Raw genomic sequence first — 15,861 nt, 5'->3', positions numbered from 1 at the left:
GGGGTGATCCTGATGGGTTGCAGCCATCCTACGAGATGCCCCGGTGCGAGCCGTCGACGGGCGAATCGTTCGTCGGCGCGGGTGAGCCATCGGCGCCCGCTATTCCTGCGCAAGCACGGCCGGCAGCTGCTCGGCCAGCTTCTCGGTACGCAGCGGCCCGCGGACGAAGCCGCGCAGACGGCCGTCGGGCCCGATCAGGGCGAGGTTGCCGCCGTGGTCGACGGTGTAGTCCTCTTTCGAGGTATCGGCAGGGATGAAGGGTACGCCGACGGCATTGGCGAGTTCCTGGATGTCATCCAGCGAGCCGGTCAGGCCGATGAAGCCGGCACCGAAATATTCCAGGTACTTCTTCAGCTGTTCCGGCGTGTCTCGCTCGGGATCGACGCTGACCAGGATCGGTTGCATCCGCTGTTTCGCATCTTCCGGCAGTTTAGTGCGCAGCTGCCGCAGTTCCGCGAGCGTCGCGGGGCAGATGTCCGGGCAGAAGGTGTAGCCGAAAAACAACAGGTTCCAACGTCCCTCCAGCTGCTCCATGGATACCGGCTCGCCGTCCTGGTTGGTCAGCGTCAGGTTGGGCACATCGCGGCCCTGAGGCAGCATGACGATACCGGCGTCGAGCAGGTCGGCGGTATCGAGTTGCTGCTCGGTATTGAGCACCTTGTAGACCGTCAGGCCGATGACCAGCGCAACCAGCGCCACTAGAACAATTACGGTTTTCTGGATGCGTGTCATGAAGGTCCTTGGCGGCCGGCTTAGAAGGTCAGCGGCAGATAATGATCAACCAGCAAGGCGATGAACAGCGCAAACAGGTACCAGATGCTGAATTTGAAGGTCTTGATGGCGGCATGCGGGCGGCGGTCGCGGTAGAGCACGATGGCCCAGAACAGGAAGCGCGCACCGAGCAGCACTGCCGCCGCCAGGTACAGCGGGCCGCTCATGTGGATGGCGAAAGGCATGACGCTCACGGCCAGGAGCATCGCGGTGTACAGCAGGATATGCACCTTGGTGTAGTGCTCGCCATGGGTCACCGGCAGCATCGGTACATTGACCTTGGCGTACTCATCCTTGCGGTGGATGGCCAGCGCCCAGAAGTGCGGCGGCGTCCAAGCGAAGATGATCAAAACCAGCAGCAGCGGTTCGGCCGTCACCTGCCCGGTTACCGCAACCCAGCCGAGCAGCGGCGGCGCGGCGCCTGCCAAGCCGCCAATCACGATGTTCTGCGGCGTGGCGCGTTTGAGAAAGCCGGTGTAGATCACCGCGTAGCCGATCAGCGAGGCCAGCGTCAGCCATGCCGCCAGTGCATTGGTAAAGGTCAGCAGCAGGGCCATCCCGGCAACGCTGAGCACCAGGGCGAACAGCAAAGCAGCGGCCGGCGCGACCCGTCCTTGTGCCAGCGGCCGCTTGTGGGTGCGCGCCATTTCCAGGTCGATGCGCCGATCCACCACATGATTGATCGCCGCCGCGCCACCGGCACAGAGGGCGATGCCCAGGTTGCCGAACAATAGAACGGTCCAGGGCACACCGGAGCGCGTGGCGAGAAACATGCCCACCAACGAGGTGATGAGCATCAGGACCACCACCCTTGGCTTGGTCAGCTCCAGATAATCGCGCCAGAGGGCTTGAGCGCCGCGTTCGCTGATGAGAGTGGCCATGGGGTTCTCCTTATGCGCGAGGCAGGTCGAGCCTGCTCGTCGTGTTCGAATTCAGATGCGGCTGAGGCGCCAGTACGGCGTCAACCGATGGGGCCAGGCGGAGGCGGTGGTTGATCAGCACGGTAACCAGCAGCAGCAAGGCGCCGCCGCCATTGTGGGCGACGGCAACCGCCAGCGGCAGATTGAGCAGCACGTTGCTGATGCCCAGCGCGATCTGCATGGCCAGGGCGGCGACAAGCATCGCGGCCAGACGCGACAGGCCGTGACGCCAGAGCTGCCAGGCCAGCGCCAGCAGAATCATCGTCACCGTGAGCGCGCCGAGCCGATGCGTCAGGTGGATGGCGGTTCGGGCCTCGCCGTAAAGCATGCCGCCGAGGTAGTTGGGGCCGATGTCGTGGTGAGTCAGGTTGAACGCGTTGGCAAAATCCATCTCAGGCCACCACTGGCCGTGGCAGCTGGGGAAGTCGGTGCAGGCCACTGCGGCATAGTTACTGCTGACCCAGCCGCCCAGCGCCACCTGGATGATCACCGCGAACATGCCGATCAACGCCAAGGTTCTGAGCCTGCCCGGCACGCTCGGCATCGCCGGCTGCTGGCCGGACAGGCGCAGCGTCAGCAGGAACAACAGACTCAGGGTGGTGAAGCCACCCAGCAGATGCGCAGTAACCACCTGCGGCCAGAGTTGCAGGGTGACGGTCCACATGCCGAAGGCTGCCTGAGCGATCACCACCGCCAGCAGCAACAAGGGAAGCTTCAGCGGCTGTCCCCGCAGGGAGCGGCGGCGCAGCGCCTGCACTGCGAGCCCGAGGATCACGAGGCCCAGCGCACCGGCGAAATAACGGTGGACCATCTCGTTCCAGCCCTTGTGCACTTCCACCGGCGCCTCCGGGAAGCGTAGCGCCGCCAGGCTCTGGGCCTGTTCGCTCATGGGCACCGCTAGAAAACCATAGCAACCGGGCCAGTCCGGGCAGCCGAGGCCGGCGTGGGTCAGCCGCGTATAGGCGCCGAGCAGCACCACCACGACGGCCAATAGCGTGGCGGCGAGCGCGAGACGAAATCCGGGGCGTGATCGTTGCGGCATAGGGTCCTCGTTTCACTCGGGCTGGACGATCAGACTGCTGTCGCCTTCATCATTTCCATCCAGCCAGGGCCATTCGTGGCTACTCGTCGATAATCCATGCTGCAGGCTTTTCCTCGTCCAGCCTCCAGCGCTCTCAGCCTTTGACCGTCTTTACCCTATCTGGGAAATTTTCAACAGGTGCTTGAGGTCGTCGAGGATCGCTTTGCCGTTGGCCTTGGCGTCGTAACGCAGGACCAGATTGCCGTGCGGATCGATGATCCACAGCTGTGCGCCGTCAGGTGCCTGCGGGTTGCCCGCATAAACCGCAGGGTCCAGCGTGTAGCGCTGCAGCTGGGGGTATTCACGCTTCAAGCGCTGCTCGTAGTCGGCACTCAGTGCCTGCCCGCTCGCCAGCGCATGGCCGGCACGACCGGCCTCACGCGCCAGGCCGATATTGATCTGCCGCGCCAGATAGACCAGTTGCTGGCAGCCTTCGGTGCACGCTTGCGGCGCCGTGACCAGCAGTTCCCAGCGCGGTTCGGTGGTAGCCGGCACGGCCACTCCGAGCGTCTCGCGGCCCTGGCCGGTGGCCACCAGCGCGCCGTCATAGGTTCGGGTTTCAGGTATCCAGAAGCCGAAACGATACATGGCAGTCGCCAGCAGCATGGGGCCGATCACCACGGCCAGTATCAGCAACAGCTGCAGCCGTCCACGGCGGCGTTGAGGCTGTACTGGGTTGAAAGTCGGATTCATCGCGGTCATTGCTTGCTCCCTCGTGCCTGATGCACGCCGAAGTAGATGAACAACGCCAGCAACGCCGCTGCCAGCGCAAACCATTGCACCGCATAGCCCAGATGCTGCTGCGGCTGCATGCTGGTGATCGGCCAGTCCGCCCGGTACGCCGCCGGGCCGGGCTCCAGTCGCAGCTCGTATTCGACGCCATCACGTCCGAGCAGTTGCCAGAGCGCTTCGACCTCGACGTGATTGAGCAATCGCGGCCAACCCTCGGCCATGCGCTCGCTGAGCAGGAACGGCTTGTCCGAAGGCGCATAGACCCAGGCGGCCAGCTTCAGCGGACGATCCGGGGTATCGAACTTCGGCGGGATCCGCCGATCCGGCCAGGGTATCCAGCCGCGGTTCACCAGCACCCAGCGACCGCTGGGCTGATCCTGGAAGGGTTGCAACAGCTCGACGCCGACCTGGCCGTCGCGGGTGCGGCTGTCCAGCAGGAAACTGTGCTCGGCATCGAAACTGCCCTGCAGATAGACACGGCTGTAGGCGGGATCTTCGAGCTGCTCGATCTGCTCGGGCCCAACTGGCTCGGCCTGCTGCCGCGCCTCCTGACGCACCAGCATGTCGCGCTTCTGGTCGGCGCGTTCCAGCTGCCAGAACCCCAGCCAGACCAGAAGTGGCAACAGGCACAGCACCACGAGTGTCGGTACGACGCCCGGCTTGAAGCCGCTCATGCCCTGCCCCGCGGCGTATTGATCCGGCTGGCTATACTGCACTGCACCCCACTTACCCCCAGTCACCCTGTCACCTCTCACGGCGGACTCGCTCATGCTCAAGGCGGCGATTGTTTTGTTATTAGTAGCCACACTGGTCAGTCTGTTCAGTGGTCTGTTCTTTCTGGTCAAGGATGAGGGCCGCAGGTCCCGCGTGCTCACCGCCCTCTTCGTTCGCGTATCCCTCACTGCGTTGACGGTTGCCCTGATCGCCTGGGGTTTCTATTCCGGCGAGTTGCAGCCCGGTTTCAGCCCCTAGCCCCTGATTCGCCTAGCAGTCTGCTAGATCACGTAAACGAAGACGAACAGGCCGATCCACACCACATCCACGAAATGCCAGTACCAGGCTGCAGCCTCGAAACCGAAATGCTGCTCGGGTGTGAAATGGCCGCGAAAGCTGCGCACCAGCATCACCGTCAGGATGATCGCGCCCATGGTCACGTGGGCACCATGGAAGCCCGTGAGCATGAAGAAGGTTGCGCCGTAGATGCCCGAGCCCAGCGTCAACCCAAGCTCGGTATAGGCATGGATGTATTCCTCGATCTGCAGGACCAGGAAGGCAGCGCCCAGCAGTACGGTCAGGCCCAGCCCGAGCTTGAGATGCTTGCGGTTGCCCTTGCGCAGGGCGTGGTGCGCCCAGGTCAGCACGAAGCTCGAGCTGACCAGCAGAATGGTGTTGATCAGCGGCAGGCCCCAAGGGCTGATGGTGCCTTCCGGCGCGGGATAGAGCTTGGGATCGGGATTGTTCAGCAGCGGCCAGCTGTATTCGAAATTCGGCCAGAGCATGGCGCTGACCCCTTTGTCTCCCTCGCCGCCGAGCCAGGGACCGACCCAGTAACGGATGTAGAACAGCACGCCGAAGAAGGCGAGAAAGAACATCACCTCGGAAAAGATGAACCAGCTCATGCCCCAGCGGAACGAGCGATCCATCTGCGCGCTGTACAAACCCGCTCGCCCTTCGCGAACCACCGCACCGAACCAGCCGAACATCATGTAGGCGATCAGCAACGCGCCGATGAAGAAGATCAGCGGCCCACTGATCTCGTCGCGGCCGGCCTTGAGGTCGTTGAACCAGCTGCCCAGACCGAACACGGTGGTCAGCAGCGCCACGGTCCCGACTATCGGCCATTTGCTCTGGGCGGGAACGTAGTAGTTCTCGTGCGGGGTGGTCTGTTGGCTCATTGCAGACTCTCCTTGGCCGCCACCCTGGACGCCTGATCAACGACGGCGACGGGAGGTTGGCGAGACGTGATATCGAACAGGGTGTAGGCGAGCGTCAGATGACGTACGTCGGCGGGCAGATCCTGATCGACGATGAAGCGCACCGGCATCTCGATACGCTCACCGGGTTGCAGCACCTGCTGGGTAAAACAGAAGCATTCGGTCTTGTGAAAATAGGCCGCCGCCTTCGATGGCGACACGCTGGGCACCGCCTGGGCAGTCATCGGCTTGTCAGTGGGGTTGTAGGCGACGAAAAGCATCTCCCGGCTGGCTCCCGGATTCACGCTGAGCTGATCAGCCATGGGTTTGAACTCCCAGACCATGCCGGAAGCGTTAGTGGCTAGAAACTGCACGCGTACTTCCCGCGCCTCGTCGACCGTCTGGATCCCGCTGTAGGCACCGGCCGTTTTGCCGTTGATGCCAAACGCCTGACACATCACGTCGTAGATCGGCACCAGGGCGAAGCCGAAGGCGAACATTGCAACGACGACGAGCAGCAGTCGCCGTACCAGCCGGCCCAGCGGGAGCTCGGCGTTCATGGCGCACTCTCGAAAAGACGATTGAAAGCGCTGAAGGCAGGACGAAAAGGTTCAGGGCCAACGCCACCGTCCAGCCTCATGCCTCCAGCGGCTTTTAACCTAATCATGCTTGGGGCCCGTGCGGTGCTCATGGAGTTCTTCCATGCTCGGCGGAACGCTGAAGGTGTGGTACGGCGCCGGTGACGGCACGCTCCACTCCAGACCCTCTGCGCCGTCCCAGGGCTTGGCTGCGGCAGCCGGGCCGCCGCGGATGCACTTGATGACGATGAACAGGAACAGCAACTGCGTTGCGCCGAACATGAAGGCGCCGATGCTGGAAACCATGTTGAAGTTGGCGAACATCATGTTGTAGTCCGGGATCCGCCGCGGCATGCCGGCCAGCCCCACGAAGTGCATCGGGAAGAACGCCAGGTTCATGCCGACGAAGCTCATCCAGAAATGCAGCTTGGCCAGGGTCTCGTCGTACATGTGCCCGGTCCACTTCGGCAGCCAGTAGTAGGCCGAGGCGAAGATGCCGAAGATCGCACCGGGCACCAGCACGTAGTGGAAGTGCGCCACCACGAAGTAGGTGTCGTGGTACTGGAAGTCGGCCGGGGCGATGGCCAGCATCAGGCCGGAAAATCCGCCGATGGTGAAGAGGATGACGAAAGCCACGGCGAACAGCATCGGCGCCTCGAAGGTCAGCGAGCCACGCCACATGGTCGAGACCCAGTTGAACACCTTCACCCCGGTAGGCACCGCGATGAGCATGGTGGCGTACATGAAGAACAGCTCGCCGACCACCGGAATGCCGACCGTGAACATGTGGTGCGACCAGACGACGAACGAGAGGAAGGCGATGGCGCCGGTGGCATAGACCATCGAGGTGTAGCCGAACAGCGGCTTGCGGCTGAAGGCCGGGATGATCGAGCTGACCGCGCCGAACGCCGGCAGGATCATGATGTACACCTCGGGATGGCCGAAGAACCAGAACACGTGCTGGAACAGCACCGGGTCGCCGCCGCCCGCCGCGCTGAAGAAGCTGGTGCCGAAGTGGATGTCCATCAGCATCATGGTCACTACTCCGGCCAGCACCGGCATCACCGCGATCAGCAGGAAGGCGGTGATCAGCCAGGTCCAGACGAACAGCGGCATCTTCATCAGCGTCATGCCCGGCGCGCGCAGGTTGAGCACGGTGGCGACCACGTTGATCGCGCCCATGATCGAGCTGATACCCATCAGGTGAATGGCGAAGATGAAGAAGGTCACCGACTCCGGCGCGTAGGTGGTCGACAGCGGCGCATAGAAGGTCCAGCCGAAATTCGGCCCGCCGCCCTCCATGAACAGCGACGAGACCAGCAGGGTGAAGGCGGCCGGCAACAGCCAGAAGCTGAAGTTGTTCATCCGCGGCAGGGCCATGTCCGGCGCACCGATCATCAACGGGATCATCCAGTTCGCCAGACCGACGAAGGCCGGCATCACCGCGCCGAAGACCATGATCAGGCCGTGCATGGTGGTCATCTGGTTGAAGAATTCCGGTTGCACGATCTGCAAGCCCGGCTGGAACAGTTCGGCGCGAATCACCATCGCCATCGAGCCGCCCAGCAGGAAGGCGCTGAAGCTGAACCACAGGTACATCGAACCGATGTCCTTGTGGTTGGTGGTCAGCAGCCACCGTGAGAGCCCCTTGGCCGGGCCGTGGTGATGGTCATGCCCGGCATGACCATGATCGTCGATCACTGCACTCATCGCTGCCTACCCCTTATTGACTGGCTTCTTCGGCCTGTTTGAAGTCGAGCACGTCTTTCGGCGTGACCATGTCGCCCTTGTTGTTGCCCCAGGCGTTGCGCTCGTAGGTAACCACGGCGGCGATATCGACCTCTGACAGCTGTTTGCCAAAGGCCGCCATGGCGGTGCCCGGTCTACCGTTGAAGACGATATTGATATGGTCCTCGGCCTCGCCTGTTGCGATGGGGGAGCCTTTGAGCGCCGGGAACATCGGAGGCAGGCCTTCGCCGCCCGCCTGGTGGCAGGATGCGCAATTGGTCTGGTACACCTTCTCGCCGCGGGCCACCAGTTCTTCGAGCGTCCATTCCTTGCTGGTCAGCTCGGCGAGCTTGGCCGCTTCCGCCTTTTTCTCGCCGAGCCACGTGGCGTAGTCCTCCTGGGACTTGACCTCGACCACCACCGGCATGAAGCCGTGGTCCTTCCCGCACAGCTCGGTGCACTGCCCGCGGTAGATACCGGGCTGCTCGACTCGGGTCCAGGACTCGTTGATGAAGCCGGGGATGGCGTCCTTCTTCACCGCCAGATCCGGCACCCACCAGGAGTGAATGACATCCGCCGCGGTGATCAGGAAGCGCACCTTGGCACCCACCGGAATCACCAGGGGCTCGTCCACCTCCAGCAGGTAATGCTCCCCTTTGGGCTCGAGATTGTTGATCTGATCGCGCGGCGTGGTCAGGTTGCTGAAGTACTCGACATCCTCGCCCAGGTACTTGTAGTGCCACTTCCACTGATAGCCGGTGATCTGGATATCCACGTCCGATTCGCTGGAATCGTAAATGTGGATCAGGGTGCGGGTCGCCGGGACCGCCATACCGACGAGAATCAACAACGGAATGATGGTCCAGAGCACCTCGACCCGGGTGTTCTCGTGGAAATGCGCCGACTCCAGCCGCTTGGAACGGCGGTGAGCGAGCATCGACCAGAACATGGCGGCGAATACCAGCACGCCGATGATTACGCAGATCCAGAAGATCGTCATGTGCAAATCGAACACGGAACGACTGACTTCCGTGGCACCGGAGCGCATATTCACGTCCCAGGCCGCCTGGGCCTGGCCGAATAGCGACCACAGCCCAATCCCCATCCAGACTTGCGGATGTCGCGACATTGCGGGTTCCCCTTATGGTTCTTTTTATCCCGCCGACTGCTTTTGTATCCGGCCGCAGAGCAGAGCAAACGCTCGCTACGACGACCTGACCACGCTCAGATCTGGCTCCCCCCAATTCCTGGTTGCCAGTCCTCGCCTTGCACGCGCAGTCGGACTCAAACGGTACGCTTACGATCGGAGTATAGCCAGCGATCCCGGACTGGCAATTTTCTCAGCTACTCGCGTTGGCCTGCGCTTCTCCGGGCCGATCGTTCTTCATCACCCCGCGGACATTCATCAGCGCCAGGCACACCTGCAGCGTGATCAGCGCCCAGGCCTGGGCATACCAGCCCCAGATCACCCAGAGCAGGTTGCTCAGCAGAAAACACCAGAAGCCGACCGTACGTCGGCCCGGTCTCAGCGAGCCGATCAGCCAGGCAGCAAGCACCGTGACCACCATGGCCGGCCATTGCAAAAGATCGATCCAATCCACGATGCCTCCGATGCGGGAATACAGGGATTGGTGCGACAGCGGGCGGGGATAGTTCCTGCGCGGGCCCGCTGGCCGACAGGCGCGAGGGTCGTGCGGCGGTGCTTGTGCGGCGTCCGCCTGGCTGCATGAGCCAGGGACATCGAACGGCTGCGTCGCGGTGCGGGCGGCGCTGCGGGCCAACCGGCGCCCTGCTCTGGGTGGGCTTAGCCCACCGAGGGTGTTTCGCTACTGATCGGCGAGATCTACGGCATGGCCTGAAGACGTTCTGTTCTGGCGCATTGACTTGGTCCGGCGCCAAGTTTCGGTGGACTGAAACGGAACGCCGTCCGGCCCACTACGACCGCCTGGCAGGCGGCTGCGATGGTCACCCATTCGGCCGCGGCAGGCTCAGATCAGGCTCATTTGCTGCCCGGGCGGCGCGAAGCGGCTGCAGTCGAGCCCGTCATTCTGAGCGCGGCGGTTGTAACCCAGGCGCCTACAGGCCAACTGGAAGCGCTGGGCAAGCAGCTGGGCGAACTGGCCCTCGCCGCGCATGCGGCTGCCGAAACGGCTGTCGTACGCCTTGCCGCCACGCGACTGCCGCACCAGGCTCATGACGTGGGCGGCACGCTGCGGAAAATGGTCCTGCAGCCACTCATCGAACAGCCCCGCCACCTCGTGCGGCAGGCGCAGCAGCACGTAGCCGGCCGAATGCGCGCCAGCTTGCCGCGCTGCCTCCAGCAGTCGTTCGAGCTCCATGTCGTTGATCATCGGAATCATCGGCGCGCACATCACGCTCACTGGCACACCCGCGTCATGCAGCGTGCGCAGCACCCGCAGGCGCGCCGCGGGCGAGGCGGCACGCGGTTCCATGATGCGCTTGAGCTCGTCGTCCAGGGTGGTCAGGCTGACCGAGACGCTGACCAGCTTCTGCTCGGCCAACGGCACCAGCAGATCCAGATCGCGCAACACCAGCGAGCCCTTGGTGATGATATGCACCGGGTGCTTGAAACGCAGCAGGATCTCCAGCGCCTGGCGGGTCAGCCGCTGTTCCCGCTCGAGAGGCTGATAGGCGTCGGTGTTGACCCCCAGCGCAATGGGCTGGGGCACGTAGCCGGGCTTGCTCAGTTCGGCTTCGAGCCGTTCGGCGAGGTTGGTCTTGGCGATCAGACGGGTTTCGAAATCGATTCCCGGCGACAGATCCCAATAGGCGTGGCTGGGCCGAGCGAAGCAGTAGATGCAGCCGTGTTCGCAACCCCGGTAGGGATTGACCGAACGATCGAAGCCGACGTCCGGCGACTGGTTACGGGTCAGCACGCTCTTGGCTGTCTCGAACCTTACCTCGGTGGCGCGGGTAGGCGGTACATCCTGCTCCCAGCCGTCGTCGCAGGCCTCGCTGCGGGTCGGGGCGAAACGGTTGTCCGGGTTGATCGCGGTGCCGCGGCCGCGCGGTGTGCTTTTCGACGGGAACATGACGGGCTCCGAATGCTGTATATGAATACAGTATCAGAATACGACAAAGCCTCTCCAGTGTCGTCGCACAGGGTGGGTCGCGGCTTGTCGCTCCACCGCCCCCGCGAGCGACCGGTGATATCTCACGCGGGAGTGACCGTGGATGCAAAAAACGACCTCCACCCGTCAGGTCAAACCCCAAGCCCACCGGCGGACTTCACATGCCTGAAGAGCGACGCACCTGCACCTTGCCATACTCGGCTCCAGCACCGTCGCTGAGCAGCATAACGCCGCGTCTTACCAGCTCGCGGGCGCGCCGGTAGAGAACTCGATATCCGCGAGCGGCCCGACCACCAGGTCGTCGCGCAGAATACGGACCTCGTTGCCCTCGGCCAGCAGTTACCGGACGCTGTCGGCGGCGAGATCGCCACAGGTGATAGGCCACATGGCGATGCTCCAGTCGGTCAGTCGGATTTTTTCTGCAGTTTCGGATTAGGGAAGAACTGCACCGCCTGGACCTGCGGATCGGGCGCTTTCGGCTTGGCCTGGTTGACCCGCGTGCCCAGTTCCGAGGGCACCGACTGGCCCTGGGCGTTGAGGGTGTCGGCGTAGCCGCATTCGACGCACTCGCGGTTGGGAACGCCGTCGACGTCCCACATCTTGATACTGTCGCTGGCGCTGCACGCCGGGCACACGGCACCGGCGATGAAGCGTTTGGTGGTGACTTTCACATCGTCGCTCATGCCACCTCCTCGCTCAGGCCCAGGTGGCGCAGCAGCGCGTCGGTGGACGGCTCGCGGCCGCGGAAGTCGACGAACAGCACCATGGGCTCCTGAGAGCCGCCACGCGCCAGGATGGCGTCGCGAAAGGCACGACCGGTATCGGCGTTGAACACGCCCTCTTCCTCGAAACGCGAAAAGGCGTCAGAGGACAGCACTTCGGCCCACTTGTAGCTGTAATAACCCGCCGCGTAACCGCCGGAAAAAATGTGCGCAAAGCTGTTGGGGAAGCGGTTGCTCGCCGGCGGACGCATCACCGAGACCTCGTCGCGGATGCTTTCCAGCACCTCGAGTACGCTACGGCCATCGCCGCGGGTGGCGTGCAGTTCGAAGTCGAACAGCGAGAACTCCAACTGGCGCACCATCACCAGACCGGACTGGAAATTCTTCGCCGCCAGCATCTGGTCCAATTTGTCCTGCGGCAGGCGCTCGCCGGTCTGGTAGTGACCGGAGATCAGCGCCAGGCCTTCAGGCTCCCAGCACCAGTTCTCCATGAACTGGCTCGGCAGCTCCACCGCATCCCAGGCCACGCCATTGATGCCCGACGCGCCGGCATGTTCGACCTGGGTCAGCAGGTGATGCAGGCCATGGCCGAACTCGTGGAACAGCGTGGTCACTTCATCGTGAGTCAGCAGCGCCGGGCGCTCGCCCACCGGCGGGGTGAAGTTGCAGACCAGGTTGGCCACCGGCGTCTGCAGCGTGCCCAGGCAGGTACGACGCTTGTCGCGCGCGCCATCCATCCAGGCACCACCACGCTTGTTCGGCCGTGCATAGAGGTCGAAGAAGAAGCGCCCGACGTGCTCGCCCTTCTCGCGGATCTCGAACAGGCGCACATCCGGGTGCCAGCTGTCGAAATCTTCCAGCTCGTGGATTTCGATGCCGTATAGGCGCTTGACGATGGCGAACAGGCCGGACAGCACCTTGTCGATCGGGAAATAGGCGCGCAGCTCTTCCTGATTCAGGCTGTAGCGGGCCTGACGCAGTTTCTCGCCGAAGTAATTGACGTCCCAGCTCTGCAGATCGCTGACGCCATGCTCGGCGGCGAAGGCGCGCAGCTCCTTGAGGTCGCGTTCGGCGAACGGCTTGCTGCGCGTGGCCAGGTCGCGCAGGAAGCCCAGCACCTGATCGGTGCTCTCGGCCATCTTGGTCGCCAGCGACAGCTCGGCGTAGTTGCCGAAGCCCAGCAGCTTGGCCAGCTCCTGACGCAGGTCGAGGATCTGCTCCATCACCGGGCCGTTGTCGAACTGGCCGGCATTCGGACCCTGATCGGAGGCGCGGGTCGAATAGGCGACATAGACCTCTTCGCGCAGCGCACGGCTGTCGGCATAGGTCATCACAGCGTAATAGCTGGGGAATTCCAGGTTGATCAGCCAGCCGTCCAGCGCCTTGGCCTTGGCGGCCTCGGCCATCTGCGCCTTGGCCGAGTCGGTGATGCCGGCCAGCAGGCTCTCGTCGGTGACGTGCTTGGTCCAGGCCTGGGTGGCGTCGAGCAACTGGTTGGAAAAGGTGCTGCCCAGCTCGGCGAGCTTCATGCGGATGGCACCGAAACGCTGTTGCTCGGCCGGCGGCAGGTCGATACCGGACAGACGGAAGTCGCGCAGCGCGTGTTCGAGGATGGTCTTCTGCGCCACGTCGAAACCGTCCGCCTCGGGGCTCAGCGACAGCGCCTGATAGGCGGCGAACAGGTCGGCGTTCTGACCCAGTTCGGTGGCGTAGGCGGACAGCTTCGGCAGGCAGGCCTCGTAGGCGCTGCGCAATTCCGGATTGTTGCGCACCGCATTGAGGTGGCTGACCGGGCCCCAGGCACGGCTGAGGCGCTCGTTCATCTCGTCCAGGCCGACGACCAGGGTGCTCCAGTCGAGGCTTTCGGGCGGGCGGCTGAGCAGTTCCTGCAAGGCGACGCGGTTGTCACCGAGGATGGCATCCACCGCCGGCTCGACGTGCTCGGGGCGGATCTCGGAATAAGGTGGCAGGTCGAATTCCCGAAGCAGCGGGTTGGTATCGGTCACGGCAGTTGCCCCTTTGAATAAGTGATCAGCCAGGCATGTTAAAGCCAATTGCCCGGCCGCGCAGCCAGCAAACGGCTCGATAGTCTGGCGCTATGGATAACGAAACCACAGGGTTTATACGATCAAGAGGGCGCGCCGCCACGCGGCATCATCGAGCCCGCCTCGCCCAGCCGAGTGACTGTTAAGCTGCGACGGGTTCCTTCGGCGCGGGTGCCCGCCGCACAGCTCCTTGTAGGAGCGAGCTTGCTCGCGATCAAGGGTATGCAGCATCCGGCAGCGTTGTGTTCCGAACGCGGATCGCAGTCCCCCTTGGCTCCTACGGGTTCAAAGTTGCTGCGGTGTGGATCCGCAGCAAGCGGGCACCCATGTATTGCAGTGGATGCGTGCCCGATAGCGGCTCTACAAAGCCGCAGGCGCTTCCACGGGCAGCTCGGGACGGCGCGCATACCGCTGCGCCAGTACCGTGCAGACCATCAGTTGAATCTGGTGGAATATCATCAACGGCAGAATGATCATCCCCACCACGTTGGTGGCAAACAGCACCTGCGCCATGGGTACGCCGGTGGCGAGGCTCTTCTTCGAACCGGCAAAGATGATGGTGATGCGGTCTTCGAGATTGAAGCCCAGCCGCTTGGCGAGAAACTGCGTCAGCCACAACACGATCCCCAGCAACAGGCAGCAGGCTGCAACCAGGCCCATCAAATGGCCCAGCGGCACGATCTGCCAGAGCCCCTCGACCACTGCGCCACTGAACGCCACGTAAATCACCAGCAGGATCGAGCCCTGGTCGACGCTCTTCAGCCAGCCTTTGTTGCGCGTCACCCAGGCGCCGATCCAGCGCCGCGCGACCTGCCCGGCGATGAAGGGCACCAGCAATTGCATGACGATCTTGCCGATGGAATCCAGCGTCGAGCCGGCTTCGCCCTCGACGCCCATCAGCAGCAGCACCAGCACCGGCGTGAGAAAGATACCGATCAGGCTGGATGCAGCCGCGCTGCAGATCGCCGCCGGGACATTGCCACGCGCCAGCGAGGTGAAGGCGATGGCCGACTGCACGGTGGCAGGCAGCGCGCAGAGGTAGAGCATGCCCAGGTACAGCTCGTCGCCCACCATTGGCATCAGTAGCGGCTTGAGTGCCAACCCCAGCAGCGGAAACAGCACGAAGGTGCAGGCGAACACCAGCAGGTGCAGGCGCCAGTGGCCGGCGCCGGCAAGGATCGCCTCACGGGACAACTTGGCGCCATGCATGAAGAACAGCAACGCGATCGCCAGCGTGGTCAACCAATCGAAGAACACCGCACCGCGACCCTCGCAGGGGAACACCGTGGCGACCGCCATGACCGCGAGCAGCGCCAGAGTGAAGTTGTCGAACAACAGGCGGAGCTTGGCCATCGATAGATTCCTTGGGTCTTGCGGGGGATGGAAATGAACCTTAACGTGGTCGCCCGCTTCCGTCTAACGCCAAGCAGGCATGAAATGTCTTCAAACGGACACAACCCCGCCTTGATGGCACGCCTGAGCGAACTCAAGCAGTTGCCCCGCCCAGTCTATGGACAGCTCGATTCGCCGCCGAATCTCAAGCTGGGTTATCGCCACAGCCATCCCTGGGTGCAGTTGTCCCATGCGGTCGAGGGCGTGCTAGAGGTGCGCACCGACAATGGCCGCTTCATCGCGCCACCGTTGCGCGCGGTGTGGGTTCCGGCGGGCATTACCCATCAGGTGTTCTGCGCGCCGAACACCTGCATCCGCAGCCTGTACATCGACCGCAGCGTGGCCGGCGATGCACCGTTGCATTGCCGCGTGCTGCAGGTGAGCCCGCTGTTGCGCGAGTTGATCCGTCATTTCAGCACGCTACCGGAAGCCTACGCCGAGGACGGCGCCGAGGGCCGGCTGGTGCAGGTGCTGCTCGATCAGCTGGGCTGCGCTCCGGAAGTCGAACTGGTCCTGCCACTGCCGGCCGAGCCACGTCTGCAGCGGCTGTGCAAAAGCCTGCAGGCGCAGCCGGAGCAACAGCAAGGGCTGGCTGACTGGAGTCGAATCCTGGGCGTCTCGGAACGCACCCTGAGCCGCTTGTTTCTCCGCGAAACCGGGTTGACCTTCCGCGCCTGGCGCCAACGCTTGCGGCTGCTCAGCGCCCTGCCGGCGCTGGAGCGCGGCGAGCGGGTCACCGACGTCGCGCTGGGCTGCGGCTATGAATCCCTGTCGGCCTTCATCGCCGCCTTTCGCGAACAGTTCGGCGCGACGCCCGGCGAGTTCTTCCGGCCCGGCAGCAGTTCCGCCGTTGGCCCTGTCCATTGAAAACCGCCCAATCTTTCGAG

General features: G+C 63.6%; 16 protein-coding genes. 2 read left to right on the top strand and 14 right to left on the bottom strand.

The genetic code is table 11. The annotated features are described in order from the left end of the window. Window positions 1-99: 99 nt before the first annotated feature. The 5 genes from NA637_RS20765 to NA637_RS20745 all read right to left on the bottom strand — a co-directional run bounded on the left by NA637_RS20765 (window position 100) and on the right by NA637_RS20745 (window position 4,178). Window positions 100-732 (bottom strand): SCO family protein, encoded by a 633-nt coding sequence (locus NA637_RS20765; RefSeq protein ID WP_256074473.1) that lies wholly within the window; start codon window positions 730-732, stop codon window positions 100-102. A 20-nt stretch (window positions 733-752) separates the two neighbouring features. Next, window positions 753-1,652, bottom strand: a complete 900-nt coding sequence (gene cyoE / locus NA637_RS20760; protein ID WP_256074472.1) for a heme o synthase — start codon at window positions 1,650-1,652, stop codon at window positions 753-755. A gap of 10 nt (window positions 1,653-1,662) precedes the next feature. Then, the gene (locus NA637_RS20755) at window positions 1,663-2,733 is read right to left on the bottom strand and encodes a COX15/CtaA family protein (RefSeq protein ID WP_256074470.1); all 1,071 of its coding nucleotides are present in this window, start codon (window positions 2,731-2,733) and stop codon (window positions 1,663-1,665) included. Window positions 2,734-2,883: 150 nt separating this feature from the next. Next, on the bottom strand, window positions 2,884-3,465 hold the full coding sequence (locus NA637_RS20750; protein ID WP_256074475.1) for a hypothetical protein: 582 nt from the start codon (window positions 3,463-3,465) through the stop codon (window positions 2,884-2,886). 5 nt (window positions 3,466-3,470) lie between these two features. Next, window positions 3,471-4,178, bottom strand: coding sequence for an SURF1 family protein (locus NA637_RS20745; RefSeq protein ID WP_256074474.1), 708 nt, complete (start codon window positions 4,176-4,178; stop codon window positions 3,471-3,473). 94 nt (window positions 4,179-4,272) lie between these two features. On the opposite strand from NA637_RS20745, the gene NA637_RS20740 reads away from it, so the two are divergent. Next, complete coding sequence (locus NA637_RS20740) at window positions 4,273-4,476, top strand: twin transmembrane helix small protein (RefSeq protein WP_256074469.1); 204 nt, start codon at window positions 4,273-4,275, stop codon at window positions 4,474-4,476. Between the two features lie 23 nt (window positions 4,477-4,499). Here NA637_RS20740 and NA637_RS20735 read toward each other — a convergent pair whose 3' ends face one another. From NA637_RS20735 to NA637_RS20695, 9 genes are all read right to left on the bottom strand, one after another. Beyond that, window positions 4,500-5,399, bottom strand: a complete 900-nt coding sequence (locus NA637_RS20735; RefSeq protein ID WP_256074468.1) for a cytochrome c oxidase subunit 3 — start codon at window positions 5,397-5,399, stop codon at window positions 4,500-4,502. Beyond that, window positions 5,396-5,977 carry a cytochrome c oxidase assembly protein gene (locus tag NA637_RS20730; protein ID WP_256074467.1) on the bottom strand — a complete coding sequence of 194 codons (582 nt, stop codon included), beginning with the start codon at window positions 5,975-5,977 and terminating at the stop codon, window positions 5,396-5,398. The genes NA637_RS20735 and NA637_RS20730 overlap by 4 nt, the downstream gene beginning before the upstream one ends. A gap of 99 nt (window positions 5,978-6,076) precedes the next feature. Beyond that, window positions 6,077-7,705: a cytochrome c oxidase subunit I gene (ctaD, locus tag NA637_RS20725; RefSeq protein ID WP_256074466.1), complete on the bottom strand. Its 1,629-nt coding sequence runs from the start codon at window positions 7,703-7,705 to the stop codon at window positions 6,077-6,079. Between the two features lie 13 nt (window positions 7,706-7,718). After that, on the bottom strand, window positions 7,719-8,852 hold the full coding sequence (gene coxB / locus NA637_RS20720) for a cytochrome c oxidase subunit II (protein WP_256074465.1): 1,134 nt from the start codon (window positions 8,850-8,852) through the stop codon (window positions 7,719-7,721). A 211-nt stretch (window positions 8,853-9,063) separates the two neighbouring features. After that, a complete protein-coding gene (locus NA637_RS20715; RefSeq protein WP_256074464.1) occupies window positions 9,064-9,324 on the bottom strand; it encodes a hypothetical protein in 261 nt (86 codons plus the stop codon). 387 nt (window positions 9,325-9,711) lie between these two features. Beyond that, a complete protein-coding gene (locus tag NA637_RS20710) occupies window positions 9,712-10,776 on the bottom strand; it encodes a PA0069 family radical SAM protein (RefSeq protein ID WP_256074463.1) in 1,065 nt (354 codons plus the stop codon). 443 nt (window positions 10,777-11,219) lie between these two features. After that, a complete protein-coding gene (locus tag NA637_RS20705; protein WP_256074462.1) occupies window positions 11,220-11,498 on the bottom strand; it encodes a YheV family putative zinc ribbon protein in 279 nt (92 codons plus the stop codon). Continuing rightward, window positions 11,495-13,543 (bottom strand): oligopeptidase A, encoded by a 2,049-nt coding sequence (gene prlC / locus NA637_RS20700; RefSeq protein ID WP_256074461.1) that lies wholly within the window; start codon window positions 13,541-13,543, stop codon window positions 11,495-11,497. Before prlC ends, NA637_RS20705 begins: the two co-directional genes overlap by 4 nt. 399 nt (window positions 13,544-13,942) lie before the next feature. Next, window positions 13,943-14,935, bottom strand: a complete 993-nt coding sequence (locus NA637_RS20695) for a bile acid:sodium symporter family protein (RefSeq protein ID WP_256074460.1) — start codon at window positions 14,933-14,935, stop codon at window positions 13,943-13,945. An 84-nt stretch (window positions 14,936-15,019) separates the two neighbouring features. On the opposite strand from NA637_RS20695, the gene NA637_RS20690 reads away from it, so the two are divergent. Beyond that, a complete protein-coding gene (locus NA637_RS20690) occupies window positions 15,020-15,841 on the top strand; it encodes an AraC family transcriptional regulator (protein WP_256074459.1) in 822 nt (273 codons plus the stop codon). The last annotated feature ends 20 nt before the right edge of the window (window positions 15,842-15,861 follow it).

It is taken from the genome of Stutzerimonas stutzeri, from assembly GCF_024448935.1.
GTDB lineage: Bacteria > Pseudomonadota > Gammaproteobacteria > Pseudomonadales > Pseudomonadaceae > Stutzerimonas > Stutzerimonas stutzeri_AO.
Note: the sequence above shows the minus strand (reverse complement) of the source record. Positions and strands in the feature narration are given on the sequence as shown.